Annotated in this window: 23 protein-coding genes and 1 pseudogene; 13 read left to right on the top strand and 11 right to left on the bottom strand. The window is 71.1% G+C overall.

What is annotated here, in order from left to right; translation table 11 throughout:
* Positions 1–101 precede the first annotated feature (101 nt).
* From mce to IGS69_RS24230, 7 genes are all read left to right on the top strand, one after another.
* The gene (gene mce, locus IGS69_RS24260; protein ID WP_190902624.1) at positions 102–542 is read left to right on the top strand and encodes a methylmalonyl-CoA epimerase; all 441 of its coding nucleotides are present in this window, start codon (positions 102–104) and stop codon (positions 540–542) included.
* Positions 543–775: 233 nt separating this feature from the next.
* Positions 776–4624, top strand: coding sequence for a polarized growth protein Scy (gene scy, locus IGS69_RS24255; RefSeq protein ID WP_190902623.1), 3849 nt, complete (start codon positions 776–778; stop codon positions 4622–4624).
* 183 nt (positions 4625–4807) lie between these two features.
* Positions 4808–5743 (top strand): coiled-coil domain-containing protein, encoded by a 936-nt coding sequence (locus IGS69_RS24250; RefSeq protein ID WP_190902622.1) that lies wholly within the window; start codon positions 4808–4810, stop codon positions 5741–5743.
* 86 nt (positions 5744–5829) lie between these two features.
* Positions 5830–6798, top strand: a complete 969-nt coding sequence (locus IGS69_RS24245; RefSeq protein ID WP_190902621.1) for an ABC transporter ATP-binding protein — start codon at positions 5830–5832, stop codon at positions 6796–6798.
* A 2-nt stretch (positions 6799–6800) separates the two neighbouring features.
* Positions 6801–7571 carry an ABC transporter permease gene (locus IGS69_RS24240; protein WP_190902620.1) on the top strand — a complete coding sequence of 257 codons (771 nt, stop codon included), beginning with the start codon at positions 6801–6803 and terminating at the stop codon, positions 7569–7571.
* Positions 7572–7689: 118 nt separating this feature from the next.
* The gene (locus IGS69_RS24235; protein ID WP_190902619.1) at positions 7690–9066 is read left to right on the top strand and encodes an ABC transporter ATP-binding protein; all 1377 of its coding nucleotides are present in this window, start codon (positions 7690–7692) and stop codon (positions 9064–9066) included.
* Positions 9063–9953 carry an ABC-2 transporter permease gene (locus tag IGS69_RS24230; protein ID WP_190902618.1) on the top strand — a complete coding sequence of 297 codons (891 nt, stop codon included), beginning with the start codon at positions 9063–9065 and terminating at the stop codon, positions 9951–9953. The genes IGS69_RS24235 and IGS69_RS24230 overlap by 4 nt, the downstream gene beginning before the upstream one ends.
* A gap of 6 nt (positions 9954–9959) precedes the next feature.
* Here IGS69_RS24230 and IGS69_RS24225 read toward each other — a convergent pair whose 3' ends face one another.
* A complete protein-coding gene (locus IGS69_RS24225) occupies positions 9960–10292 on the bottom strand; it encodes an ATP/GTP-binding protein (RefSeq protein ID WP_190902617.1) in 333 nt (110 codons plus the stop codon).
* 265 nt (positions 10293–10557) lie between these two features.
* On the opposite strand from IGS69_RS24225, the gene IGS69_RS24220 reads away from it, so the two are divergent.
* Entirely contained in the window at positions 10558–11586 is a 1029-nt protein-coding gene (locus tag IGS69_RS24220) for an LLM class flavin-dependent oxidoreductase (protein WP_190902616.1), read from the top strand.
* Between the two features lie 83 nt (positions 11587–11669).
* Here the strand turns inward: IGS69_RS24220 and IGS69_RS24215 are convergent, their stop codons facing one another.
* Complete coding sequence (locus IGS69_RS24215) at positions 11670–12062, bottom strand: SCO5389 family protein (protein ID WP_003993005.1); 393 nt, start codon at positions 12060–12062, stop codon at positions 11670–11672.
* A gap of 252 nt (positions 12063–12314) precedes the next feature.
* Between IGS69_RS24215 and nucS the strand changes: the two genes are divergently transcribed.
* A complete protein-coding gene (nucS, locus tag IGS69_RS24210; protein WP_053670567.1) occupies positions 12315–12986 on the top strand; it encodes an endonuclease NucS in 672 nt (223 codons plus the stop codon).
* Between the two features lie 67 nt (positions 12987–13053).
* On the opposite strand, the gene IGS69_RS24205 is transcribed toward nucS, so the two are convergent.
* The 4 genes and pseudogenes from IGS69_RS24205 to IGS69_RS35240 form a co-directional block, all read right to left on the bottom strand.
* Entirely contained in the window at positions 13054–15549 is a 2496-nt protein-coding gene (locus tag IGS69_RS24205; protein ID WP_190902615.1) for an ATP-binding protein, read from the bottom strand.
* 267 nt (positions 15550–15816) lie between these two features.
* Positions 15817–16140: an STAS domain-containing protein gene (locus tag IGS69_RS24200; protein WP_030246483.1), complete on the bottom strand. Its 324-nt coding sequence runs from the start codon at positions 16138–16140 to the stop codon at positions 15817–15819.
* Positions 16141–16289: 149 nt separating this feature from the next.
* Positions 16290–17138, bottom strand: a complete 849-nt coding sequence (locus IGS69_RS24195; protein WP_053670570.1) for a 3-hydroxyacyl-CoA dehydrogenase family protein — start codon at positions 17136–17138, stop codon at positions 16290–16292.
* A 126-nt stretch (positions 17139–17264) separates the two neighbouring features.
* Positions 17265–17363 (bottom strand): annotated as a pseudogene (locus IGS69_RS35240) (TetR/AcrR family transcriptional regulator); the annotation flags it as partial.
* A 182-nt stretch (positions 17364–17545) separates the two neighbouring features.
* Here IGS69_RS35240 and IGS69_RS24190 point away from each other — a divergent pair.
* Positions 17546–18118, top strand: a complete 573-nt coding sequence (locus IGS69_RS24190) for a cob(I)yrinic acid a,c-diamide adenosyltransferase (protein ID WP_190902614.1) — start codon at positions 17546–17548, stop codon at positions 18116–18118.
* A gap of 4 nt (positions 18119–18122) precedes the next feature.
* Here IGS69_RS24190 and IGS69_RS24185 read toward each other — a convergent pair whose 3' ends face one another.
* Positions 18123–18728: a hypothetical protein gene (locus IGS69_RS24185; RefSeq protein ID WP_190902613.1), complete on the bottom strand. Its 606-nt coding sequence runs from the start codon at positions 18726–18728 to the stop codon at positions 18123–18125.
* Positions 18729–18880: 152 nt separating this feature from the next.
* On the opposite strand from IGS69_RS24185, the gene IGS69_RS24180 reads away from it, so the two are divergent.
* From IGS69_RS24180 to IGS69_RS24170, 3 genes are all read left to right on the top strand, one after another.
* Positions 18881–20074, top strand: a complete 1194-nt coding sequence (locus IGS69_RS24180) for a sensor histidine kinase (protein ID WP_232543632.1) — start codon at positions 18881–18883, stop codon at positions 20072–20074.
* Positions 20071–20721, top strand: coding sequence for a response regulator (locus IGS69_RS24175; protein WP_190902611.1), 651 nt, complete (start codon positions 20071–20073; stop codon positions 20719–20721). The genes IGS69_RS24180 and IGS69_RS24175 overlap by 4 nt, the downstream gene beginning before the upstream one ends.
* Positions 20722–20845: 124 nt before the next feature.
* Positions 20846–22669, top strand: coding sequence for a glycoside hydrolase family 18 chitinase (locus IGS69_RS24170; protein ID WP_190902610.1), 1824 nt, complete (start codon positions 20846–20848; stop codon positions 22667–22669).
* A gap of 35 nt (positions 22670–22704) precedes the next feature.
* On the opposite strand, the gene IGS69_RS24165 is transcribed toward IGS69_RS24170, so the two are convergent.
* The 4 genes from IGS69_RS24165 to IGS69_RS24150 all read right to left on the bottom strand — a co-directional run bounded on the left by IGS69_RS24165 (position 22705) and on the right by IGS69_RS24150 (position 26125).
* Positions 22705–23151: a DUF2550 domain-containing protein gene (locus IGS69_RS24165; protein ID WP_031104206.1), complete on the bottom strand. Its 447-nt coding sequence runs from the start codon at positions 23149–23151 to the stop codon at positions 22705–22707.
* Between the two features lie 130 nt (positions 23152–23281).
* Entirely contained in the window at positions 23282–23659 is a 378-nt protein-coding gene (locus IGS69_RS24160) for a F0F1 ATP synthase subunit epsilon (RefSeq protein ID WP_190902609.1), read from the bottom strand.
* 111 nt (positions 23660–23770) lie between these two features.
* Entirely contained in the window at positions 23771–25207 is a 1437-nt protein-coding gene (gene atpD / locus IGS69_RS24155; protein WP_190902608.1) for a F0F1 ATP synthase subunit beta, read from the bottom strand.
* The gene (locus IGS69_RS24150) at positions 25208–26125 is read right to left on the bottom strand and encodes a F0F1 ATP synthase subunit gamma (protein ID WP_190902607.1); all 918 of its coding nucleotides are present in this window, start codon (positions 26123–26125) and stop codon (positions 25208–25210) included.
* Positions 26126–26130 lie beyond the last annotated feature (5 nt).

The following is a 26130-nucleotide window of genomic DNA, read 5'->3' as shown; positions in this document are numbered from 1 at the left end:
TTTACTTCGAATGTACTGAGTGGCACTCCGTGCCGTCACCGGGCCGTCGGTGTGATCGCGCGCACGTTGCGTAACCACCTCTGGGGCGCTGCACTGAACCCATGCTGACGCGAATCGACCACATCGGAATCGCCTGTTTCGACCTCGACAAGACCGTCGAGTTCTACCGTGCCACCTACGGCTTCGAGGTGTTCCACTCCGAGGTCAACGAGGAGCAGGGCGTGCGCGAGGCCATGCTCAAGATCAACGAGACTTCCGACGGCGGGGCCTCCTACCTGCAGCTCCTGGAGCCGACCCGGGAGGACTCCACCGTCGCGAAGTGGCTGGCGAAGAACGGCGAGGGCGTCCACCACATCGCTTTCGGTACGGCGGATGTCGACGGTGACGCCGAGGAGATCAAGGGCAAGGGCGTACGCGTGCTGTACGAAGAGCCGCGGGTCGGTTCCATGGGGTCACGGATCACCTTCCTGCACCCCAAGGACTGTCATGGCGTACTGACAGAACTGGTCACTTCGGCGCCTGTTGAGTCATCTGAGCACTGACCCTCGTACATAGGGGCCGGTAGGGTTGGGGGCGGTCGCCGCTCAGTCCAGGGTGACCGCGGTCCCGCCGTGCTACGGCAGGACCACCGGGGTCCGGGTTTCGGGGGACGAGCGTCGGGGCAGCAGCCTCTGCTCCGCCGATGATCTGACACCATTCCCCGGGGGCCCCGTTCGGCGGATGGACGGAGCTCGTTCGGTAAGAGTTTCGACCAGGGGACGGATGGGACCGCGCAGTGCGGGGCTACGAGAGCCAGGAGCGAGAGCCGGCGGCTGACGTCGACCACCTCTCTCGGTTCGAAGCCGAGATGAAGCGGCTGAAGACCGAGCGGGAAAAGGCGATCCAGCACGCCGAGGACCTCGGCTACCAGGTCGAGGTGCTGCGCGCCAAGCTGCACGAGGCGCGGCGGACCATCATGACCCGGCCCTCCTTCGAGGGGGGCGACATCGGCTGGCAGGCCGAGCAGTTGCTGCGCAATGCGCAGATGCAGGCCGACCAGATCCGCGCGGACGCCGACCGGGAGCTGAGCGAGGCCCGGGCGCAGACCCAGCGGATCCTCCAGGAGCACGCCGAGCAGGCGGCCCGGCTCCAGGCCGAGCTGCACCAGGAGGCGGTGACCCGCCGCCAGCAGCTGGACCAGGAGCTGTCCGAGCGCCGCCAGACGGTCGAGTCGCACGTCAACGAGAACGTGGCGTGGGCCGAGCAGCTGCGGGCCCGCACCGAGCAGCAGGCGCGCCGGCTGCTGGAGGAGTCCCGGGCCGAGGCCGAGCAGGCCATGTCCACCGCCCGCGCGGAGGCCGAGCGGCTCGCGACGGAGGCCAGGCAGCGGCTGACGAGTGCGGCCGAGGAGGCCCGGGCGGAGGCCGAGCAGATCCTGCGCCGCGCCCGCACGGACGCCGAGCGCCTGCTCAACGCCGCCTCCACACAGGCCCAGGAGGCCACCGACCACGCCGAGCAGCTGCGCACCTCCAGCGCCACGGAGTCGGAGTCCACCCGCCGCGAGGCCCAGGAGCTGAGCAGGGCCGCCGAGCAGCGGATGGCCGAGGCCGAGGAGGCGCTGCGCAAGGCGCAGTCCGAGTCGGAGAAGCTGGTCGCGGAGGCCAAGGAGGCCGCCGCCAAGGCCCTGTCGAGCGCCGAGTCCGCGAACGAGACGCGCACGCGCACCGCCAAGGAGCAGGTCGCCCGGCTGGTCGAGGAGGCCACGAAGGAGGCCGAGAACACCAAGTCCGAGGCCGAGCAGATCGTCGCGGACGCCAGGGCCGAGGCGGAGAAGATCGTCGCGGAGGCCTCCGAGAAGGCCCGCACGCTCACCGCCGAGGAGACCGCGACCCAGCTGTCCAAGGCGGCCAGGACCGCCGAGGAGGTCCTGGACAAGGCGTCGGAGGACGCCAAGAAGACCACCAGGGCCGCGGCCGAGGAGGCCGAGCGGATCCGCTCCGAGGCCGAGGCCGAGGCGGACCGGCTGCGGGCCGAGGCGCACGACATCGCCGAGCAGCTCAAGGGCGCGGCGAAGGACGACACCAAGGAGTACCGCGCCAAGACGGTCGAGCTGCAGGAGGAGGCCCGCCGGCTGCGCGGCGAGGCCGAGCAGCTGCGGGCGGACGCGGTCGACGAGGGCGAGAAGATCCGCGCCGAGGCCCGCAAGGAGGCCGTGGCGCAGATCGAGGAGGCGGCGAAGTCCGCCGAGGAGCTGCTCGCCAAGGCCAAGGCGGACGCGGACGAGCTGCGCGCGACGGCTCAGGCGGACAGCGAGAAGGTCCGCACCGAGGCCATCGAGCGGGCGACGACCCTGCGCCGGCAGGCCGAGGAGACCCTTCAGCGCACCCGGCAGGAGGCCGAGCGGCACCGCGAGGAGGTCGTCGAGCAGGCCGAGGCGCTCAAGGAGGACGCCGAGCGCGCTGCGCGGGAACTGCACGCGGAGACCGAGCGGGCCATAGAGGCCCGTCGGGCGGAGGCCGCCGAGGAGCTGACGCGGCTCCAGAGGGAGGCCGAGGAGCGGCTGACGGCCGCCGAGCAGGCGCTGTCGGACGCCCGTGAGGAGGCCGCGCGGATCCGCCGTGAGGCCGCCGAGGAGAACGAGCGGCTGCGCGCCGAGGCCGCGGAGCGGATCCGCACGCTCCAGCAGCAGGCCGAGGCGGAGGCCGAGCGGCTGCGGGACGAGGCCGCGTCGGACGCGTCCGCCTCACGCGCCGAGGGCGAGGCCGTCGCCGTACGGCTGCGTTCGGAGGCGGCGAACGAGGCCGAGCGGCTGAAGTCGGAGGCGCAGGAGAGCGCCGACCGGATGCGCGCCGAGGCGCAGGCCGCCGCCGAGCGGCTCGGCATGGAGGCCTCGGAGACGCTGGCCGCCGCCCAGGAGGAGGCCAACCGGCGCCGCCGCGAGGCCGAGGAACTCCTCGGCAGCGCCCGGCAGGAGGCCGACCAGGAGCGCGAGCGGGCCCGCGAGCAGAGCGAGGAGCTGCTGGCCTCGGCGCGCAAGCGCGTGGAGGACGCGCAGACCGAGGCCGTACGGCTGGTCGAGGAGGCCGACCGGCGTGCCACGGAGATGGTGTCGGCGGCCGAACAGCACGCCCAGCAGGTGCGGGACTCCGTCGCGGGGCTGCACGAGCAGGCCCAGGAGGAGATCACCGGCCTGCGCAGCGCCGCCGAGCACGCGGCGGACCGTACGCGCCGGGAGGCCCAGGAGGAGGCGGACCGGGTCCGCTCCGACGCCTACGCCGAGCGGGAGCGGGCGAGCGAGGACGCGGGACGGCTGCGGCGCGAGGCGCACGAGGAGACCGAGGCGGCCAAGGCGCTCGCCGAGCGGACGATGTCCGAGGCGATCTCGGAGGCGGAGCGGATCCGCACGGAGGTCGCCGAGCACGCCCAGCGGGCGCGCACGGAGGCGTCGGACGCGATCGCCGAGGCCGAGCAGGCCGCCTCGCGCACCCGGGCGGACGCCCGGGAGGACGCCAACCGCATCCGGTCGGACGCGGCGACGCAGGCGGACACCCTCATCACCGAGGCGCGCAACGAGGCGGAGCGGCTCACGACGGAGACCGTCCAGGAGACCGACCGGCTGCGCATGGACACGGTCGCCGAGGCCGAGCGGGTCCGCTCCGAGGCGGCCGCGGAGGCCGAGCGGGTGCGGGCCGAGGCCGCCGAGACGGTCGGTTCGGCGCAGCAGCACGCGGAGCGCATCCGTACCGAGGCCGCGCGCGTGAAGTCCGACGCGGAGGCGGAGGCGGAGCGGCTCGTCACCAGTGCGCGCGAGGAGGCCGACCGCACGCTGGACGAGGCCCGCAAGGACGCCAACAAGCGGCGCTCCGAGGCGGCCGAGCAGGTCGACAAGCTCATCACGGAGACCACGGCCGAGGCGGACAAGCTGCTGACGGAGGCGCAGCAGCAGGCGCACAAGACCACCGCGGAGGCCGAGTCGCAGGCCGACACGATGGTCGGCGCGGCCCGCACCGAGGCCGACCGGCTGGTGTCGGAGGCGACGGTCGAGGGCAACTCGGCGGTGGAGAAGGCCCGTACGGACGCGGACGAGCTGCTGGTCGGTGCGCGCCGGGACGCCACGCAGATCAGGGAGCGCGCCGAGGAGCTGCGCGACCGCATCACCTCCGAGATCGAGGAGCTGCACGAGCGGGCCCGCCGGGAGTCGGCCGAGGCGATGAAGTCGGCGGGCGACCGCTGTGACGCGCTCGTCAAGGCGGCCGAGGAGCAGCTGGCGAAGGCGCAGGCGAAGGCCAAGGAGATCGTCTCGGAGGCCAACTCCGAGGCGGGCAAGGTCCGTATCGCCGCGGTGAAGAAGGCGGAGGGGCTACTCAAGGAGGCCGAGCAGAAGAAGTCCACGCTGGTCCGGGAGGCCGAGGAGCTCAAGGCCGAGGCGATCCGCGAGGCCAAGCGCACGGTCGAGGAGGGCAAGCGCGAACTGGAGGTGCTGGTCCGTCGCCGCGAGGACATCAACGCCGAGATCTCCCGTGTCCAGGACGTCCTGGAGGCGTTGGAGTCCTTCGAGGCCCCTGCCGCGGGCAAGGACAACGGAGTCAAGGCGGGCGCGACGGTCGGCGCACCCCGTTCGGGTGGCAAGTCTTCGGATAGCTAGCGAAACGGGGCGAATCCGGTGTGTGCTGGGGCCTTTGGCCAAGTCTTTGGCAAGCGATCTCGGGGATAGCCACTCAAAAGGGGTGTCATTTTCCAGATCAAACGCGCATCCGCTCGATGACACACCGTTTCGGCCCCTAGGATTCCACCTATCACCTCACCGGTCTCATTCGACAGGAACCCCATGAGCGACACTTCCCCCTACGGCTTCGAGCTTGTGCGGCGTGGGTACGACCGCGCTCAGGTGGACGAACGTATCTCCAAGCTCGTCTCCGACCGTGACAGCGCTCTCGCCCGCATCACCGCTCTGGAAAAGCGCATCGAAGAGCTCCACCTCGAGACGCAGAACGCCCAGGCCCAGGTCACCGACGCCGAGCCGTCGTACGCGGGTCTCGGCGCGCGCGTGGAGAAGATCCTCCGCCTCGCCGAGGAAGAGGCGAAGGACCTGCGCGAGGAGGCCCGGCGCGCGGCCGAGCAGCACCGCGAGCTCGCCGAGTCGGCGGCCCAGCAGGTGCGCAACGACGCCGAGTCGTACTCGGCGGACCGCAAGGCGAAGGCCGAGGACGAGGGTCTGCGGATCGTCGAGAAGGCCAAGAGTGACGCCGCCCAGCTGCGTTCCGAGGCGCAGAAGGACGCGCAGTCCAAGCGCGAGGAGGCGGACGCCCTCTTCGAGGAGACCCGTGCGAAGGCCGCGCAGGCCGCCGCCGACTTCGAGACGAACCTCGCCAAGCGCCGCGAGCAGTCCGAGCGCGATCTGGCCTCCCGTCAGGCCAAGGCCGAGAAGCGCCTGGCCGAGATCGAGCACCGCGCGGAGCAGCTGCGTCTGGAGGCCGAGAAGCTGCGCACGGACGCCGAGCGCCGCGCCCGCCAGACGGTGGAGACGGCCCAGCGCCAGGCCGAGGACATCGTCGCCGACGCCAACGCCAAGGCCGACCGCATCCGTTCGGAATCCGAGCGGGAGCTCGCGGCCCTCACCAACCGCCGCGACAGCATCAACGCCCAGCTGACGAACGTCCGCGAGATGCTCGCGACGCTCACGGGCGCCGCGGTGGCCGCCGCCGGTACGCCGGCCGAGGACGAGCCGATCTCCCGTGGGGTCCCGGCGCAGCAGTCCCGGTAACAGCCCGGCACACGGAGTCTGAATCTCCGGCAAAGCCCTCTGCCGCTCGGGTGGCAGAGGGCTTTGTCACGTTCTAGCGTGGCGGCATGATTGAGCTCGAGGGGCTGACGAAGCGGTACGGCGAGAAGGTGGCGGTCAACAACCTGTCCTTCACCGTCAGACCGGGCATCGTCACCGGCTTCCTCGGGCCCAACGGCGCGGGCAAGTCCACGACCATGCGGATGATTCTGGGGCTCGACCACCCGACCGCCGGCGACGTCCGTATCGACGGCAAGCACTACCAGCAGCTCAAGGACCCGCTGACGTACATCGGCGCCCTGCTGGAGGCCAAGGCCTGGCACGGCGGGCGCACCGCCTACAACCATCTACTGTGCCTCGCGCAGAGCAACGGCATCCCGAGCAGCCGGGTGCGCGAGGTGCTGGACACCGTCGGGCTGACGGGGGTCGCGAAGAAGAAGACCAAGGGCTTCTCCATGGGCATGGGGCAGCGGCTCGGCATCGCGGCCGCGCTGCTCGGCGATCCGCGGATCGTGATGTTCGACGAGCCGGTCAACGGCCTCGACCCCGAGGGCATCCACTGGATCCGCACCCTGATGAAGTCGCTCGCCGCACAGGGCCGGACCGTCTTCGTCTCCTCCCATCTGATGAGCGAGATGGCCCTGACGGCGGAGCACCTCGTCGTCATCGGGCAGGGCCGGCTGCTCGCGGACACCTCCATGGCGGACTTCATCGACCGCAACTCACGTTCGTACGTCCGGGTTCGCAGTCCGCAGCGGGAGCGGCTGCTCGATGTGCTGCACCAGGCCGGGATCGTGGCCGTGGAGAGCGGCGAGGGGGTGCTGGAGGTGGACGGCGGCAAGGCCGAGCACATCGGTGAGCTGGCGGCGCAGCACCGGATCACGCTGCACGAGCTGAGCCCGCAACAGGCCTCGCTGGAGGAGGCGTTCATGCAGCTGACGGCGGAGTCGGTGGAGTACCACGCGCACAGCGGAACGAGTCCGGCGAGCCCCGGGCCCGCGCGGCAGCAGTGGGGCGACGGCTGGAAGAGGGGCTGAGCATGGCGGTGACACAGGTCGTACGGTCGGAGTGGACCAAGATCCGGTCGGTGGCGTCCACGGTGTGGACACTGTCGCTGGTGGTGGTCGTGACGGTCGCCCTCGGCATGCTGATCTCGGCGCTGTCGAAGAACGAGTTCGACTCGATGAGCGCGCAGGGCCGGGCGGAGTTCGATCCGACGTTCATCAGCTTCGCGGGGATGAGTCTCGGTCAGCTCGCGATGATCGTCTTCGGTGTGCTGGTCGTGTCGAACGAGTACAGCACCGGCATGATCCGCACCTCGCTGGCCGCGGTGCCGCAGCGCGGCGCCTTCCTGTTCAGCAAGATCGCGGTGGCCGGTGGGCTGGCCCTGCTGGTCGGTCTCGTCACCAGCTTCGCCGCCTTCTTCCTGGGGCAGGCGATGCTGGGCTCGCACCGGGCGGAGATCGGCGACCCGGGGGTGCTGCGGGCCGTGCTCGGCGGGGGCCTCTACATGGCGCTGATCGCGATGTTCTCCATGGGTGTGGCGGCGATGCTGCGCTCGCCGATGCTGTCGCTGGGCATCCTGATGCCGTTCTTCTTCCTGATCTCCAACATCCTGGGCAACGTCGACGCGACGAAGAAGGTCGGCCGGTTCCTTCCCGACCAGGCCGGCAGCAAGATCATGCAGGTGGTCCCGCCCATCGACGACGACACCCCGTACGGCCCGTGGGGCGGCCTGGGGATCATGGGGCTGTGGGTGCTGGCGGCGCTGATCGGCGGCTATGTGCTGCTGAAGAAGCGCGACGCCTAGGTGTCGGGGCGGCTGACCTTTACCTCCTCTTGGGCGGAACCGTCAGCGCCTCGATATCCTCCTAACCCTTACGGGGGCGTGTGCCCCGCTGTCCTGAACCTTGCGATGGGTGCGGAGCATGATCGAAGCAGTCGGCCTGACGAAGCGCTACGGCGACAAGACCGCTGTGTACAACCTTTCCTTCCAGGTGCGGCCCGGAGCCGTCACCGGCTTCCTCGGGCCGAACGGCTCGGGCAAGTCGACGACGATGCGGATGATCCTCGGCCTGGACAATCCGACGGCCGGGCAGGTGACGATCGGCGGCTATCCGTACCGCAGGCTGCCCAACGCCGCCCGCCAGGTCGGCGCCCTGCTGGACGCCAAGGCGGTGCACGGCGGCCGCTCGGCCCGCAACCACCTGCTGTCCCTGGCCCAGCTGTCGGGCATCCCGGCCCGGCGGGTGGACGAGGTGCTCGGGGTCGTCGGTCTGCAGGACGTGGCCAAGAAGCGGTCCAAGGGCTTCTCCCTCGGCATGGGGCAGCGGCTCGGCATCGCCGCGGCGCTGCTCGGCGACCCGCAGGTGCTGCTGTTCGACGAGCCGGTCAACGGCCTCGACCCCGAGGGCATCCTCTGGGTCCGCAACCTGATGAAGGCGCTGGCGGCGGAGGGCCGTACGGTCTTCGTCTCCTCCCATCTGATGAGCGAGATGGCGCTGACCGCCGACCACCTCATCGTCATCGGGCGCGGTCAGCTGCTCTCCGACATGAGCGTCACCGACTTCATCTCGGCGAACTCCGCCGACTTCGCGCGCGTGCGCACGCCCGACACCGAGCCGCAGCAGCGCGAGAAGCTGTCGGCCGCGCTCACCGAGTCGGGCGGGCACGTGCTGCCCGAGCAGGACGGCGGGCTCCGCGTGACGGGGCTGCCGCTGCCGCGCATCAGCGACATCGCGCACGACCACGGCGTCCGGCTGTGGGAGCTGTCGCCGCACCAGGCCTCCCTGGAGGAGGCGTACATGCGGATGACGCAGGGCGCCGTCGACTACCGCTCGACGATCGACCAGAAGGAAGGGCTCCAGCAGCCGCTGCCGCCCGGCGTGCAGCCGCCGATGCCGGTGCCCGGGCAGGGCCAGCCGGGCTGGTACGCCCCGCCGCCGCCCCAGCAGGGCGGGCAGCCGTTCCCGGCGCCGCCGCAGGGCGCACCCGGCGGCGCACCGGGCCAGGCTCCGGCGGGCCCCTACGGCGCTCCAGGGGCTCACGGCGCCGCTCCGACCGCCCCTGGCGGCCCCGGCGCGGGAACGCCCAATCCGTACGCCCAGCCGGCGCCTCAGGCGCCCCAGGGCGCCGCACAGCCCGCGCCGCAGCCCTCCGCGGGCCAGGCCGCCCCCGCGCCCGCCTCCCCCGCGCCGCAGGCCCCCGCCGCGCAGCCGGCCGCCCCCGCCCCCTCGCAGCCCGTCCCGCCGGCGCCCGCCGCCGCCCCGACCTCCGACCTGACCAAGCCCGAGGACGCCCGATGAGCAGCCCCCAGCCCCAGATGCCGCAGGCCGCCCCCGCCTGGCAGGCGGCTCCCGGTTCCGCCCCGCACTCCGGCGGCCCCGGCTACACCTCGCCGATCCCGGTCGTGCGCACGCACCTCGGCAACGCCATCGCCTCCGAGTGGACGAAGATCAGGTCGGTGCGCTCCACGATGTGGACGCTCGGCGTGTTCGTCCTGCTCGTCGTCGGCATCGGTCTGCTCACCGGCATCGTGGTGTCGAGCTCCTCCTCGGACCTGTCCGGCGAGAACGCGCTGTCCCTCGGCTTCTTCGGACTGCTGCTCGGCAGCATGTGCATCATCACGCTCGGCGTGCTGACCACGGCCTCGGAGTACGGGACGGGCATGATCCGCACCACGATGGTCGCGTGCCCGAGCCGCGGACGCGTGCTGGCGGCGAAGGCCATCGTGTTCTTCCTGGTCGCGTTCGTGGTGACGCTGGTGTCGGCCTCCCTCGTCGCGTTCCTGCACGTGGCCATGCTGGACGGCAACGGCGCCAAGGAACCCTCGGGCGGCGAGTGGCTGAAGAGCACGGTCGGCATCTCGCTCTACATCGCGCTGCTCGGCCTGGTCTCGCTCCTCATCGGCTCGATCATCCGGCACTCGGCCGGCGCCATCACCATCATGATCGGCACCGTGCTGGCCCCGCTGGTGATCGCGCTGTTCATGTTCTCGGAGTCGCTGCAGGGCGTGCGCGACGCCCTGTTCGAGTACTCGATCCCGAGCCAGCTGAGCGTCTTCTACGCCAACTCCCTCAACACGGCAGGCCAGTCCGGCCCGACCGGCTGGGACCCGCTGTGGATCATCCTCGGCGTCACGGCCGTCGCGTTCGCCGGCGCCTTCGCGCTGCAGGAGAAGCGGGACGTCTGAGTCCGCTCAGAACCTCGGCGCGTTACGGGACCGCTGCACCCCCGGGGTGCGGCGGTCCCGCGCGTTCCAGCAGGCCTTGTGCCAGTGTCTGCGGTCGTCGACGCCCGTGTGCTCGGCCCAGGCCACCACGTGCGGCACCCCGTCCGGGATCAGCTGGTCGCAGCCGGGGCAGCGGTACGACTTGCCCTGCGCGCTCGCGCCGGCCACGTGCCGCACGCTCCAGTTCTCGCCCTGCCAGTTCTGCGAGGACTGCCAGCCCCCGTAACGGCCGGGGCGCTCGCCCTCTGCACTCGAGCCGGACGAAGCGGCGCCCTTGGGTCGGTTGCGACGCGGGGACACGGGACACCTCTCGGAGCTATACAGGAAGCACGGGCCGCATCCAGCCTACGCGGAGCGCACAGGGGTACGCGTACGCCACCAATCGCCCTCTGTGGCCACGCGGGCGCGACGGGCTCACCCGGGTGCTCTCCCCCGGACTCCAGGCGGAACGCCGCATTCTGCAGACAATCCGCAAAATACTCCGCCCGGCCGTGTCCTCGGCACGTGTCAGACGGTTATGCGCTGTGGGGGAGCTCCGTGTCGGAGCCAAGGAAGCAGGAAAGCAATGCGCGTTGGAAGTTTCGTGTTGGCGGCCCAGTTCCCCGGTCAGGGGGAGGGAGAGGCGCTGCACCGGGCGGTCCGCTCGGCCGAGGTGGCCGAGGAGGCCGGGCTCGACACGGTCTGGCTGGCCGAGCACCACTTCGTGCCGTACGGCACGTGCCCGTCCGCCATCACCCTGGCCGCCTTACTGCTGGGCCGCACCCGCAGCATCCGGGTCGGCACGGCGGTCAGTGTGCTGCCCACCGTCCACCCCGTGGCGCTGGGCGAACAGGCCGCGCTGCTGCACCACACCAGCGGCGGCCGGTTCACGCTCGGCGTCGGGCGCGGCGGCCCCTGGGTCGACCTGGAGGTGTTCGGCGCGGGCCTGGAGGCGTACGAGAAGGGGTTCCCGGAGTCCCTGGAGCTTCTGGTCCGGTGGCTGCGCGAGTCGTCCGTGGCAGCCGACGGGGAGCGCTTCCGCTTCCGCGAAGTCCCGGTGGTGCCGCGCCCGTCGGAGGCCCTGACGGAGGGCGCGGGGCCCGAGCTCGTCGTGGCCTGCACCTCACCGTCGAGCGTGCGGCTCGCCGCCGAGCGGGGCCTGTCGATGCTGCTCGGGATGCACGTGGGGGACGAGGAGAAGGCCGAGATGGTCGCGCTGTGGCGGCAGCACGCGCGGGCCTGCGGCCGGACTCCGGAGGAGATCCAGGGTGCGTCCCATGTCTCGGCCGGCGTCTGCCAGATCGCGGACCGGCGGGTCGACGCGGCGGAGACGCTGATGAAGGCGATGCCGGGCTGGCTGAAGCAGGGCCTGGAGGCGCATGTCACGGTCGACGGGCGCACACGCCGGATGCGCGACCCGCTGGCGTACACCGAACTGCTCTGCGGGCTGCACCCGGTGGGCACCGCGCGGCTGTGCGCGGACCGGCTGGCGGCGACCAGCGAGCGGACGGGCATCTCCCGCTTCGCGCTGCTCGTCGAGGGCTCCGGGGACCTGGCGGCGACCGAGGAGAACGTGCGGCGGCTGGGCGCCGAGGTGCTCCCCCAACTCGTGTGAGGGCTTGGTGGACCCCTGGGGGCTTGCCGCTCCGGTACAGAACTGCACCTCCCGCGTACGGAGCGGCAAGCAGTGGCGCCGCGTCAGCAGTCCCGGAACTCGGGTGACTGGTTCAGCACCTGACTGCGGACCGAGGTGAAGCGGTCCAGCTTCTCGTCGACCGAGGAGTCAAGCGGGAACACGGCCACCCGGTGGCAGTTCTGGAAGGCCAGGCGCACACCGAAGTGCCGTTGCAGCGCGCCGCGTATCGCGTCACTCGCAAGCGCACGCAGCAGCTGACCGCGTGCCTGCTCGTCCGGCGGGGGCGTCTGGTTGTCGGCGAACGCGCCGCCGTCCACCTTCAGCTGGGCCACCAGTGAGCTGATCATCTCCCACGCGTAGGGCAGGGAGGTCCGGACGCAGTCGACGAATTCCGCTTCGTCGACCTCGCCTCGCTCGGCCTGTTCGAGTAGGGCCGGTGAGACGTCGAGCGACATGAGTTCTCCTCTCGCACCCCCGACGAGCAGGGGTTGCCTGACAGATAAGGGAGTTCGCGATACCGGACACGCTGCGTACACGCACCGCGACCTCCCGTTCCTACGGTAAGCACCGTACGGTGACCGCACCAGGAAAATGCGCAGATGAGACACTCCCGCTGACCACTTCGTGCACACAATCGGCCATTACTGAACACGTGTTTTCCAGGGCGAATCGCGTGGACAGGTGCCCGTCGAGTAGCGTTGCCGACCATGCGTCTCGTCATTGCCCGCTGCTCCGTGGACTACGCCGGGCGGCTCACCGCCCACCTTCCCTCGGCCCCGCGCCTGATCCTGGTGAAGGCGGACGGCAGCGTCTCGATCCACGCCGACGACCGGGCCTACAAGCCTCTGAACTGGATGTCGCCGCCCTGCACGTTGAAGGAGGGCACCGGCGAGGAGGAGGGCGTCTGGACCGTCGTCAACAAGGCGGGCGAGAAGCTCATCATCACGATGGAGGAAGTCCTCCACGACTCGTCGCACGAACTGGGCGTCGATCCCGGCCTGATCAAGGACGGCGTGGAAGCGCACCTCCAGGAGCTGCTCGCCGACCGTATTGAGACACTCGGCGACGGCTACACGCTGATCCGCCGCGAGTACCCGACGGCCATCGGGCCGGTCGACATCCTCTGCCGGGACGCCGACGGCAGGACCGTCGCGGTGGAGATCAAGCGGCGCGGTGAGATCGACGGCGTGGAGCAGCTCACGCGCTATCTGGAGCTGCTGAACCGCGACCCCCATCTCGCCCCGGTGCGCGGCGTCTTCGCGGCCCAGGAGATCAAGCCCCAGGCCCGCGTCCTCGCGACCGACCGCGGCATCGGCTGCCAGGTCCTCGACTACGACGCGCTGCGGGGCATCGAGGACGACAAGCTGCGGCTGTTCTGACCACCCCTGCGACGACGAACAGGGCCGGGTCCGCGGAACGGACCCGGCCCTGTCGTGTGTACGGGTGTCAGATCACCATCTCCGGGCTGCTCGGCGTACCGGTGCTGCTCTGCGGCGCGCTCGCCGAGGTGCTCGTGGGAGCGCTGGGCGCCGGGCCGCTGGCCGAGTCGGAGGTGGACGGGCTGGTCGTGGGCGGCTCCGAGGTCGGCGGCACGGAGGTGGGCGGCTGCGAGGTCGGCGGCACGGACGTCGGCGGCTTGGAGGTCGGCGGCTTCGACGTCGGCGGCTTCGAAGTGGGCGGCTTTGACGTCGTCGGCGGCTTCGAGGTCGACGACGGCTTCGACGGCGACGCCGCATCGCTCGGTTCCCGCGAACCGCTGGGCGAGTCCGTCGGCGTCGGGTCGTCCGACGTGCCGAGCGTGCCGTCGGGGCCCGGGTCCGTCGGGCGGGGGGCCGGCTCGCCGTTGTCGCCGTCGCCGTCGTTCGCCGCCGGGTCGGCGCCGAGGCTGCCGCCGTCGATGCCCTGGCTGGCGGAGGGGTTGACGCCGACCTGGTCGGACGGCGGGTTCGCGTCGTTGTCGGAGGTGGCGCCGAGCGTCACCACCGTGCCCAGGACGGCCACGAGCAGGGCGCCGGCGCCGGCGGCCACGAGGTTGCGCCGGGCGAGGCCCTTGAGGCCGCCGGCCTTGCGTGAGGGCGCGGGCGAGCTGCGGTGGGTGACCAGCGTCGGGGAGGGCGGCTTCTGGAGCGTCGGGAAGGCCGCCGGAACACCGCCGGGCGGGGACGCCGACTCCTCGTCACGGGTGTCGGGCACCTCCTCCCCCGCGGTCGGCCCGAGCCCGATGGGTGTGCCCGAGCGGTCGGCGACCAGGGCGAGGGCACGGCGGCCGGCGACGGTGCCGCGCTTGTCGGCGAGGGCGCCGCGCAGGCCGATGGAGGCCTCCAGTTCGGCACGGGCCCGGTCGAGCCGGCCCCCGCACAGGGCGAGGACACCGAGCTCGTGGTGGAAGTAGGCCTCTTCACCGACGTCCCCGGCGAGCCGGGCGGCCTCGGCGCCGGAGCGCAGGGCCCGCTCCCAGGCGTTCCAGTGCAGTCCGGCGGCGAACGCGGGGGCGGCGGTGCGGGCCAGGTGCACGGCCGCGCTCTCCTCGCCCTCGGCGGCCGGCCGGGTGGCGGGTCCGAGGAGGGCCAGGGCGGCGAGGACCGCGTCGGCCTCGGCGCACACCCGCTCGGGGGTGACCGAGGGGTGCCCGGCCCACCAGGAGTAGTGCTGTGCGGCGCTCCGGGCGCCGGCCTCGGCCTCGTCGGCGTACCCGGCGGCCTCCAGCTGGGCCGGTACGCCGGCCGCGAGGCGGTAGCGGGAGCCGACCGGGGAGACCAGGCCGCAGGCGGCCAGTTCGCCGAGCGCGGCGTCCGCGTGGGTGTCGCCGACCAGGGCGGGCAGATGCGCCTGGTGCGGGACCTCGCCGCCGAGGGCGACGGCGAACCGCAGGGTGGCGCGGGCGGAGGCGCTCAGCCGGGAGGCGAGCAGCGGCGCGGGCGCGGCGGCCTCGCCGAGCGCGGGCAACGGCACGTCGTCGCCGAGGTCGTAGGCCCCCGCGGGGTCGGCCGGGGGCGCGTCCTCGAAGACGCCGAACTCGTCGACGGCGCCGGTGCCGGCGCGCAGCCGGTCGCGCTGCCGGAGCAGGGCGCCGGCCTGGACGAAGCGCAGCGGCAGGCCCTCGGACTCGAACCAGAGGTCGCCCGCCCAGTTGGACTCGTCCTCGGTGAGGGTCCGGCCGACGGCGTGCTCCAGCAGGTCGAGGCCGGCCGCGCGTTCCAGTCCGCCGAGGAGGACCTCCTCGACACCGGCTCCGGCGGAGGGGGCCGGCACGTCCGGGGTGGCGCCGAGCAGGAAGGCGCACTCGGGGGTGGCCTCCAGCAGCTCGTCGAGCGCGGCGCCGCCGAACTCCAGGTCGTCGAGGACGACGACCGCGCCGATCTCCCGCACGTGGGTGAGCAGCTCGTCGCGGGCCGGGCGGTACAGCGGGGCGCTGTACACCGCGTGGAACAGGTCGTACAGCAGGTCGTCGGAGGTGCGTCCGAAGCCGTTGAGGCGGACGACGCCGTCGGGGGCGAGGTCGGAGCAGTCCTCGGCGACGAGGTCGAGGAGGCGGGTGCGGCCGGAGCCGGGCGCGCCGGTGAGGCGGGTGGAGCGGCCGCGGGCGAGCAGGCGCACCAGGCGCTCGCGCTCGTCCTGGCGGGCCAGCAGCGGCAGGGCCGGCAGCGCGGGGCCGGGCGGAACGGGCGGGCGGGCCGCCCGCTCGACCTCGGCGCGTTCGGCCGCGGTGAGCTTGACGGGCCGGGCGGGCCGTTCGGTGGGCGGGCAGGCTTCGATCTCGCTGCCGTCGACGGGGTTGACGGTCAGCAGGAAGTCGCCGGAGACGAGCTGCACCGTGCGGGCGAGCGCCGGCGCGTGCTGCGCGAAGTCGGGTGTGAGGGATTCCCTGGGAGGGCGCTGGCGCGGCGCATGGCCGTCACCGTCGTGGCCGTACTCCTCGGGTCCCTGGTTGTCAGGATCCATAGGTCAAGCCCCCCAAAAGCGTGTGCGTGCTCGGAAAAGCCCCTCCCGGCCTTGCTGCACACCGCGCTGTCGCTTCTGGTCCGGTCCCGCTCGAAGGGTGTCATGGCAGCGGGCAGCCGAACCCTAAACCTTCGCACAGTATCTACGACAGTCCGGGGTACCGCGCCGTCCGTAACGTCACGGTCTCGTGAGGATTGTGCGCGTCGCACGATTCGACGACGTGCGTCCGGGTCTCCCCGGTCGCCCGGCTCACACCCGCGGGAGGCGTCACACGCGGGGAAGGGTCTCCACCCCGATGCCGCCCTCGATCGCCAGGATCCGGTGCAGGCGGGTGGCCACCAGCAGGCGCTGCATCTGCGGTGGTACTCCGCGCAGCACCAGGCGCCGGCCGCAGCGGCCGGCCCGCCGGTGGGCCCCCATGATCACGCCCAGTCCGGTGGCGTCCCAGGAGTCCAGTTCGGACAGGTCCAGCACCAGGTCTCCGACTCCGTCGTCGACGGCCGAGTGCAGGACCGTACGGGCGTCCGCCGCGCTCCGGACGTCGAGGCGGCCCCCGACGACCAGCTCGGCGTGGTCGCCCCTGATGTACATATGCGCTCCCCGTGCGTGCGAATCGTGCTCCGCGTTCTGATGTGGGTGATGCAACCTCTGACTGTGTGGAGGTGTCAGAGGTTGCTTCTTGTAAGCGAACCGATACCGAATTCACCCTGGCGTGTGATGGGACCGGGGCATGTGCGGTTTCAGTGCTTGTAGAAGCCCTGCCCGCTCTTGCGTCCGATGTCACCGGCGTCAACCATCCGGCGCATCGACTCGGGGGCGGCGAACTTCTCGTCCTGGGACTCGGTGTAGATGTTGTTCGTGGCGTGCAGCAGGATGTCGACGCCCGTCAGGTCCGCCGTCGCCAGCGGGCCCATGGCGTGACCGAAGCCCAGCTTGCAGGCGAGGTCGATGTCCTCGGCGCTCGCGACGCCCGACTCCTGCAGCTTCGCGGCTTCGACGACCAGGGCGCAGATGAGCCGGGTCGTCACGAAGCCGGCGACGTCGCGGTTGACGACGATGCAGGTCTTGCCGACCGACTCGGCGAACTCGCGGGCCGTGGCGAGGGTTTCGTCGCTGGTCTTGTAGCCGCGGACGAGTTCGCACAGCTGCATCATCGGCACCGGCGAGAAGAAGTGCGTGCCGACGACCCGCTCCGGGCGTTCCGTCGCCGCCGCGATCTTGGTGATCGGGATGGCGGAGGTGTTGGAGGCGAGGACGGCCTCGTCCTTCACGATCTTGTCGAGCGCACGGAAGATCTCGTGCTTGATCTCGAGCTTCTCGAAGACGGCCTCGACGACGACGTCAGCGTCGGCGACGGCGTCCAGGTCGGTGGTCGCGGTGATGCGGGCCAGGGCGGCGTCGGCGTCGTGCGCCTCCAGCTTGCCCTTGGCGACGAACTTGTCGTACGACGCCTTGATGCCGTCGGTGCCCCGCGTCAGTGCCTCGTCGGTGACGTCCCGCAGGACCACCTCCCAGCCCGCCTGTGCGGAGACCTGGGCGATGCCGGATCCCATGAGGCCGGCTCCGATGACGGCGAGCTTCCGTGCCACTGTGCGACTCCCCTGACGCGCTGCTTATGTCTGCTTCTCGGCCGGACACTAGCGGTCGTGAGGGGCTGTGTGACCAGTAAGTAATGCGCGTCACGTCTCACATGACGGACATCACACCAGGAGGGGTCACGGGGCGCCTCGTACGGCGTAGTTGAGCACCTTCTCGCTCAACAACTCCTCGATGTCGTCGAGAACGACGAGCATCGATGAGGCCCGTACGGGGCGAGACGGCCTCGGTCTCGGCGCGCCGCTCGCGCGGCCCCGGTCAGCCGGCCGGCCCTGCTGCCGGCGAGTACGCCGCCCCCCCCTGCTCGACGGCGCACTGGTGGCCGTCGGTCTCACGGCGCTGTCGGTGACAGTGGGCACACGCGTGTTCCGAACCGCCTGAGCGTAACTACGCTGGCCACATGGTCAATCTGACGCGCATCTACACCAGGACCGGCGACCAGGGCACCACCGCCCTCGGCGACATGAGCCGGGTCGCCAAGACCGACCTGCGGATCTCCGCGTACGCCGACGCCAACGAGGCGAACGCGGCGATCGGCACGGCCATCGCGCTGGGCGGCCTGGACGAGGAGATCGTCACGGTCCTCACCCGCGTCCAGAACGATCTCTTCGACGTGGGGGCGGACCTGTCGACGCCGGTGGTGGAGAACCCGGAGTTCCCGCCCCTGCGGGTGGAGCAGTTCTACATCGACAAGCTGGAGGCGGACTGCGACCGCTTCAACGAGCGGCTGGAGAAGCTCCGCTCCTTCATCCTGCCCGGCGGCACCCCCGGCGCGGCCCTGCTCCACCAGGCCTGCACGGTCGTACGCCGGGCCGAACGCTCGACGTGGGCGGCGCTGGAGGTCCACGCCGAGGTGATGAACCCCCTGACGGCGACGTATCTCAACCGCCTGTCCGACCTCCTGTTCATCCTCGCGAGGACGGCGAACAAGGAGGTCGGAGACGTGCTGTGGGTGCCGGGCGGGGAGCGCTGAGCCCTTAACCCCGCGCCCTCTCCTTCTCCACCGTCACCCCGGTCTCCCCAGCCTCCTCGGTTTCCGCGGTCTCCCCGGCGGGAGCCCTCCGCGGCCAGATCGCATAGCTCAGCGCGATCAGGCCGTGGATCCCGGCGGTGCGCCAGGCCACCCAGCGCCAGCTCTCCAGGGAGGTGACGCGGCCCGGGTCGTCGACGTACCAGATGGCCAGCTGGAGCAGCACGGTCGCGACGACGGCGCCGGTCAGCGTGCCCAGCCACACCTTGCCCTCGTGGCGTGCCCGGGCCATGCCGTAGCGCGGGGGCTTGGGCGGGGGCGGGGCGCCGCCGAGCCGGTGGGCCGCGTGGCCGTCGAGCCACTTCACGGTGCGGTGGCCGTGCCCGACGGTGTAGCCGATGTACAGCGCGGCCAGGCCGTGCGTCCAGTTCGGGTCGGCGCCGTTCTTCAGGTCCAGCGCGGTGGCGACCAGCAGGACGACCTCCAGCAGCGGCTCGCACAGCAGCAGCGCCAGGCCGGTGCGCGGCATCCTCAGCAGATAGCGGGTGGCCAGTCCGGCGGCCAGCAGCACCCAGAAGCCGATCTCGCAGGCGGCGATCAAGGCGACGATCACGGTTCGCTCCTCTCGGTCACCCTTCCAGGCTCCCGGTCGGCGCGGCCCGGATCGTCGTCGCCACTGACGAACCCGCGGTACATCGAAAGATGCAGTCGGGGACCCTACGCGGGGATCACGCGGCGCGGGCGGCGGCCGTGTTGGATGGTGGCATGGCCGTACGACTCCCCCGCCCACGCCGTTTCGACGTGTACATCGCCCTGGGCAGTCTGCTCGGCGGGCTGCTGCTGTGGGCGCTCGGTCTGGCCACCCGTCCAGCCACCGAGGCGTACGTGCTGCTGCCGGGCCGCTGGCCGGTGCTGCTGCCGCTGTTCGTCATGGCCGGCTGCGAGCTGCTGCGCCGGTCGTCTCCGCGCACCGCCCTGCTGGTCGGCACCGCCGCGATCGTCCTGGACGTCTTCACCCAGGGCAACCTGGTCACGATCCTGATGTACACGGACCTGATGTACGCGGCCGTCCTGTACGGCCCGCCCGCGTCGGCCCACCGCATCCCCCGGATCACCGGCCTGCTGGCGGTCGCCGGGACCGTGGTGCCGTTCGCGGTCTGGCGTGAGCCCGAGGCGCTGCTGATCGGTGTGGTCACCGGCATCGTGGCATTCGGGCCGGCCGCCACCGGACTGATCGTCCGCAATCACCGTGACGCCGCCGTGGCGGCCCGGCTGCGCGCCGAGCAGACCGCGCTGCTCGCCGAGATGGACCGCACCCAGGCCGTCACCGCAGAACGCGCCCGGATGGCGCGCGAGCTGCACGACATGGTCGCCAACCACCTGTCCGCGATCGCCATCCACTCCACCGCCGCCCTCTCCCTGGAGGATCCGAAGACCTCGCAGGAGGCGCTGGTGGTCATCCGTGAGAACAGCGTGGCGGGGCTCGCGGAGATGCGGCGGCTGATCGGGATCCTCCGGGACGACAGCGGCGACACCGAGCCCGTCGCCGCGCCCACCCTGGACGGACTGGGCGCGCTGGTCGGCAACGCGCGCACCAACGGTCTGGACGTGACCCTCGAAGCCGGACAGGGCAAGGTTCCGGCGCCGGTCGAGCTCGCCGCCTACCGCATCGTCCAGGAGTCCCTGACGAACGCCCTCAAGCACGCCGGCCCCGGCCGCGTCGCCGTGTCCCTCGGCCGCCGCGACGGCGTGCTGACCGTCCGGATCACCAGTCCCTACGGCGACCGGGACGGGCCGGGCGCCCCCGGCTCGGGCGCCGGTCTCGTCGGCATGCGGGAGCGTGCCGCGCTGCTCGACGGCACCTTCGAGGCGGGCCCCGAGGACTCGCCCGACGGCAAGATCTGGGCCGTACGCGCCACCCTCCCCGTGCACGACACCGTCGAAGGAGACACCGCATGAGCTCGCCCGTCCGGGTCCTGGTCGCCGAGGACCAGTCCGCCGTCCGCGCCGGCCTGGTGCTCATCCTGGGCAGCGCTCCCGACATCGAGGTGGTCGGCGAGGCGGCGGACGGTGAGCGGGCGGTGGCGCTGGCCCGGGAGCTGCGGCCGGACCTGGTGCTGATGGACGTTCAGATGCCGCGTCTGGACGGGGTGTCGGCGACCCGGCAGGTCGTGGCGGAGCGGCTCGCCGACGTGCTGGTGCTGACCACCTTCGACCTCGACGAGTACGTCTTCGGGGCGCTGCGGGCGGGTGCGTCGGGCTTCCTGCTGAAGAACACCGAGGCGCGGGAGCTGCTGGAGGCGGTGCGGACGGTCGGGCGCGGGGAGGGGCTGATCGCCCCGGCGGTCACGCGGCGGCTGATCGCGGAGTTCGCCGCGAAGCCGGCCCGTGAGCCGGCGGCCGATCCGGCCGTGCTGGACCGGCTCACCCGGCGCGAGCGGGAAGTGCTGGCCTGCGTGGGCGAGGGCCTGTCCAACGCGGGCATCGCGGAGCGGCTGGACATGGCCGAGGCGACCGTGAAGACCCATGTCAGCCGGTTGCTGGGGAAACTGGAGCTGCGCAGCCGGGTGCAAGCGGCGGTACTGGCTCAGGAGTTGGGGATCTGAACCGATCCCGGGGCATGGTGGTCCAGACCTATTGACCGGTGGTCCAGACCTTTCTATTCTCACCGCACCATGAGTGGGCGTGAGGCTCAGTCACGCCCCCACAACTCCATCAAGGAGGCGCAGCATGCGCTTCAGACACAGAGCCGCGGCAGGGTTCGCGACGCTGTTGCTCCCGCTGGCCGGCCTCGTCGGCCTGGCGAGCCCGGCCCAGGCCGCGACATCCGCCACCGCTTCCTACGCGAAGACCCAGGACTGGGGCTCCGGCTTCGAGGGCAAGTGGACGGTGAAGAACACCGGCACCACGGCCCTCAGCTCCTGGACCGTCGAGTGGGACTTCCCCTCCGGTACCTCCGTCACCTCCGCCTGGGACGCCGACGTCACCTCCTCCGGCACCCACTGGACCGCGAAGAACAAGTCCTGGAACGGCACCCTCGCCCCCGGCGCCTCCATCTCCTTCGGCTTCAACGGCAGCGGCACCGGCTCCCCCTCGAACTGCAAGCTCAACGGCGGCAGTTGCGACGGCGGCACCACGGAACCCGGCGACAGCGCGCCGAGCGCCCCGGGCACCCCGACCGCCTCGGACATCACCAACACCTCGGTGAAGCTGTCCTGGTCCGCCGCCACCGACGACAAGGGCGTCAAGAACTACGACGTCCTGCGCGACGGCAGCAAGGTCGCCACCGTGACGGGCACCTCGTACACCAACACCGGCCTCACCGCGGGCACCGACTACTCCTACTCCGTCCAGGCCCGTGACACCGCCGACCAGACCGGCCCGGTCAGCGGCGCCGTCCGGGTCCGCACCACCGGCGGCACCACCGAGCCGCCCACCGGCGACAAGGTCAAGCTCGGCTACTTCACCGAGTGGGGCGTCTACGGCCGCAACTACCACGTCAAGAACCTGGTGACTTCGGGCACGGCGTCGAAGATCACGCACATCAACTACGCCTTCGGCAACGTCAAGAACGGGCAGTGCACCGTCGACGACACCTACGCCGCCTACGACAAGGCCTACACGGCCGACCAGTCCGTCAGCGGCACCGCCGACACCTGGGACCAGCCGCTGCGCGGCAACTTCAACCAGCTGCGCCAGCTGAAGGCCAAGTACCCGCACATCAAGGTGCTGTACTCCTTCGGCGGCTGGACCTACTCCGGCGGCTTCGGCCAGGCCGCGGCCAACGCCGCCGCGTTCGCCAAGTCCTGCAAGGCCGTCGTGGAGGACCCGCGCTGGGCCGACGTCTTCGACGGCATCGACATCGACTGGGAGTACCCGAACGCCTGCGGCCTGAGCTGCGACACCTCGGGCCCCGCCGCCTTCAGGAACCTGATGTCGGCGCTGCGCACCGAGTTCGGCCCGAACTACCTGGTCACCGCGGCCATCACCGCCGACGGCTCCTCCGGCGGCAAGATCGACGCGGCCGACTACGGCGGCGCCGCCCAGCACCTCGACTGGTACAACGTGATGACGTACGACTACTTCGGCGCCTTCGACAAGGACGGCCCGACCGCCCCGCACTCCCCGCTCACGTCCTACCCGGGGATCCCGCAGGAGGGCTTCAACTCGGCCGACGCGATCGCCAAGCTCAAGGCGAAGGGCGTCCCCGCGAAGAAGCTGCTGCTCGGCATCGGCTTCTACGGCCGCGGCTGGACCGGCGTCACCCAGTCCGCCCCGGGCGGATCGGCGACCGGCGCGGCTCCGGGCACGTACGAGGCGGGCATCGAGGACTACAAGGTCCTGAAGAACTCCTGCCCGGCCACCGGCACCGTCGCCGGCACGGCCTACGCGCACTGCGGCAGCAACTGGTGGTCCTACGACACCCCGTCGACCATCGCCGGGAAGATGAGCTGGGCCAAGAACCAGGGCCTGGGCGGTGCGTTCTTCTGGGAGTTCAGCGGCGACACCGCGAACGGCGAGCTGGCAACGGCCATCGACAGCGGCCTGAAGTAGGCCGGATGAAAGAGAAGTTCGAAGGGTCGTAGACCCTAAGCGACATTGACGCGCTGACCAGGCGGGGCTGCTTCCAGCCACGCGAGGAAACCGGTCAGCGCGTCTTCGCTCATCGCCAGTTCCAGACGCGTGCCCCGGTGCAGACAGGCCAGGATCACATGGTCGGAGAGCAACGCCAGCTCCTCCTCGCCCTCCGGCACGCGACGGCCGACCACCTCGATCGCGGAACGCTCCAGGACACGGCGCGGACGCGGCGAGTACGAGAAGACGCGGTACCACTCGACCCGGTCGCCGTTGTAGCGGGCCACCCCGTACGCCCAGCCCTTGCCGTTGGTGTCACCCTCGGCGGGGGCGTCCCAGCGCAGGCTGGCGTCGAACGTGCCGCCCGACCGCTGGATCAGCCGGCGGCGCAGGCCGAAGACGAACAGGCCCACCACCACGAGGGCCACCACGATTCCGCACACAGTCAGAGCGAGGACCATCGACACCGACCTCCTCGTCTCCTAGGTAACGGAACGTAAAAATCACCCACATCCGCCTCAGCCGCGGCGGGGTCCGGATCTCTCCGGTACCCAGCCGCGGCTGAGTGACGTCATCACACGGCGGACGGGGTCAGCGCGCCGCCGTGGCAGCCCGCAGACGGACGTCCGCGCGGCGCTGGGCGTCCGCGTCGTCCTCCGCCTTCGCACGCTCGAGCTCCTGCTCCGCGCGCTGGACATCGATCTCGTCCGCCAGCTCCGCGACCTCCGCCAGGAGCGAGAGCTTGTCGTCCGCGAACGAGATGAATCCGCCGTGCACAGCGGCGACGACCGTCCCGCCCTCGCTCGTACGGATGGTCACCGGGCCCGATTCCAGCACACCGAGCAGCGGCTGGTGACCGGGCATGACGCCGATGTCGCCGGACGTGGTGCGCGCGACGACCAGGGTGGCCTGGCCGGACCAGACCTCACGGTCGGCCGCGACCAACGCGACGTGCAGCTCAGCAGCCAAGGGTGGCTCCTCGGGTCACCACCCGGCGGGAGTGCCGGGTGTTGGTTACAAGTCTAGTAGGCGTGACAGAGGGGGCGGGACGAACCCCGCCCCCTCCGACGAGCACGGGGCTCAGGAGACGCCGAGCTCCTTGGCATTCTTCTTCAGGTCCTCGAGACCACCGCACATGAAGAACGCCTGCTCCGGGAAGTGGTCGTACTCACCGTCGCAGATCGCGTTGAACGCGGCGATCGACTCTTCCAGCGGCACGTCCGAACCGTCCACGCCGGTGAACTGCTTGGCGGCGTGGGTGTTCTGGGACAGGAAGCGCTCCACGCGACGGGCACGGTGGACGACGAGCTTGTCCTCCTCGCCGAGCTCGTCGATACCGAGGATCGCGATGATGTCCTGCAGGTCCTTGTACTTCTGCAGGATGTTCTTCACGCGCATCGCGGCGTTGTAGTGCTCCGCCGAGATGTACCGCGGGTCGAGGATGCGGGACGTCGAGTCCAGCGGGTCCACGGCCGGGTAGATGCCCTTCTCGGAGATCGGACGGGACAGAACCGTCGTCGCGTCGAGGTGGGCGAAGGTGGTGGCCGGGGCCGGGTCGGTCAGGTCGTCCGCGGGGACGTAGATCGCCTGCATCGAGGTGATCGAGTGACCACGGGTCGAGGTGATGCGCTCCTGGAGGGTGCCCATCTCGTCGGCCAGGTTCGGCTGGTAGCCCACCGCGGAGGGCATACGGCCGAGCAGGGTCGACACCTCGGAACCGGCCTGGGTGAAGCGGAAGATGTTGTCGATGAAGAACAGCACGTCCTGCTTCTGGACGTCACGGAAGTACTCCGCCATCGTCAGGCCGGCCAGGGCCACGCGCAGACGGGTGCCCGGGGGCTCGTCCATCTGGCCGAAGACCAGGGCGGTCTTGTCCAGAACGCCGGACTCTTCCATCTCCGCGATGAGGTCGTTGCCCTCACGGGTGCGCTCGCCGACGCCCGCGAAGACGGAGACGCCCTCGTGGAGGTTGGCGACACGCATGATCATTTCCTGGATCAGCACGGTCTTGCCGACACCGGCACCACCGAACAGACCGATCTTGCCGCCCTTGACGTACGGGGTGAGCAGGTCGACGACCTTCAGGCCCGTCTCGAACATCTCGGTCTTCGACTCGAGCTGGTCGAACGCGGGGGCCTTGCGGTGGATGGACCAGCGCTCGCCGTCGTGGGTCTCGTCGCTGTTCAGCACCTCACCGAGGGTGTTGAACACCTTGCCCTTGGTGAAGTCGCCGACGGGGACGGTGATGCCCGCGCCCGTGTCGGTCACCGGGGCCTGGCGGACCAGACCGTCGGTGGGCTGCATGGAGATCGCGCGGACCAGGCCGTCACCCAGGTGCTGGGCGACCTCCAGGGTCAGCGTCTTCTTCTCGCCCGCGAGCGCCGGGTCGGTGACCTCGACGTGAAGGGCGTTGTAGATGTCCGGCATCGCGTCGACGGGGAACTCCACGTCGACGACCGGGCCGATGACCCGCGCGACGCGGCCCGTCGCCGTGGCCGTCTCAACAGTGGTGGTCATTTATCGGTCACTCCCCGCGGTCGCGTCGGCCAGGGCACTCGCGCCACCGACGATCTCGCTGATTTCCTGGGTGATTTCGGCCTGGCGGGCCTGGTTGGCAAGCCGGGTGAGCGTCTCGATGAGCTCTCCGGCGTTGTCGGTGGCCGACTTCATCGCGCGCCGCGTGGCGGCGTGCTTGGAGGCGGCCGACTGAAGCAGCGCGTTGTAGACACGGCTCTCGACGTAGCGCGGCAGCAGGGCGTCGAGGACGTCCTCCGCCGAGGGCTCGAAGTCGAACAGCGGGAGGATCTCGCCCTTGGGCTTGGCCTCCGCCGCAACCTCGTCGAGGCTGAGCGGCAGCAGCCGGGCCTCGATCGCCGTCTGCGTCATCATCGACACGAACTCGGTGTAGACGATGTGGAGCTCGTCCACGCCGCCCTCGGCCGTCTCCGTCTCGATCGCCTCGATCAGCGGGGCCGCGACCTTCTTGGCGTCCGCGTACGACGGCTCATCGGTGAAGCCCGTGAACGACTCCGCGATCTTGCGCTCGCGGAAGTTGTAGTGGGCGACACCACGGCGGCCGACGATGTAGTTGACGACCTCCTTGCCCGCGGCCTCGAGCTCGGCCGTGAGCTTCTCCGCGGCCTTGATGGCGTTGGAGTTGAAGGCGCCGGCCAGACCGCGGTCGCTCGTGAGGAGCAGGACCGCGGCACGGGTCGGGTTCTCCGGCTCCGTCGTCAGCGGATGCCTGGTGTTGGATCCGCCGGCGACCGCCGTGACCGCGCGGGTGAGCTCGGTCGCATACGGGGTGGAGGCCGTCACCTTGCGCTGCGCCTTGACGACGCGCGAGGCGGCGATCATCTCCATCGCCTTCGTGATCTTCTTGGTCGCGGAGACGGATCGGATGCGACGCTTGTAGACCCGGAGCTGGGCTCCCATGAGTC

This window comes from Streptomyces tuirus, assembly GCF_014701095.1.
GTDB classification, from domain to species: domain Bacteria; phylum Actinomycetota; class Actinomycetes; order Streptomycetales; family Streptomycetaceae; genus Streptomyces; species Streptomyces tuirus.
Note: the sequence above shows the minus strand (reverse complement) of the source record. Positions and strands in the feature narration are given on the sequence as shown.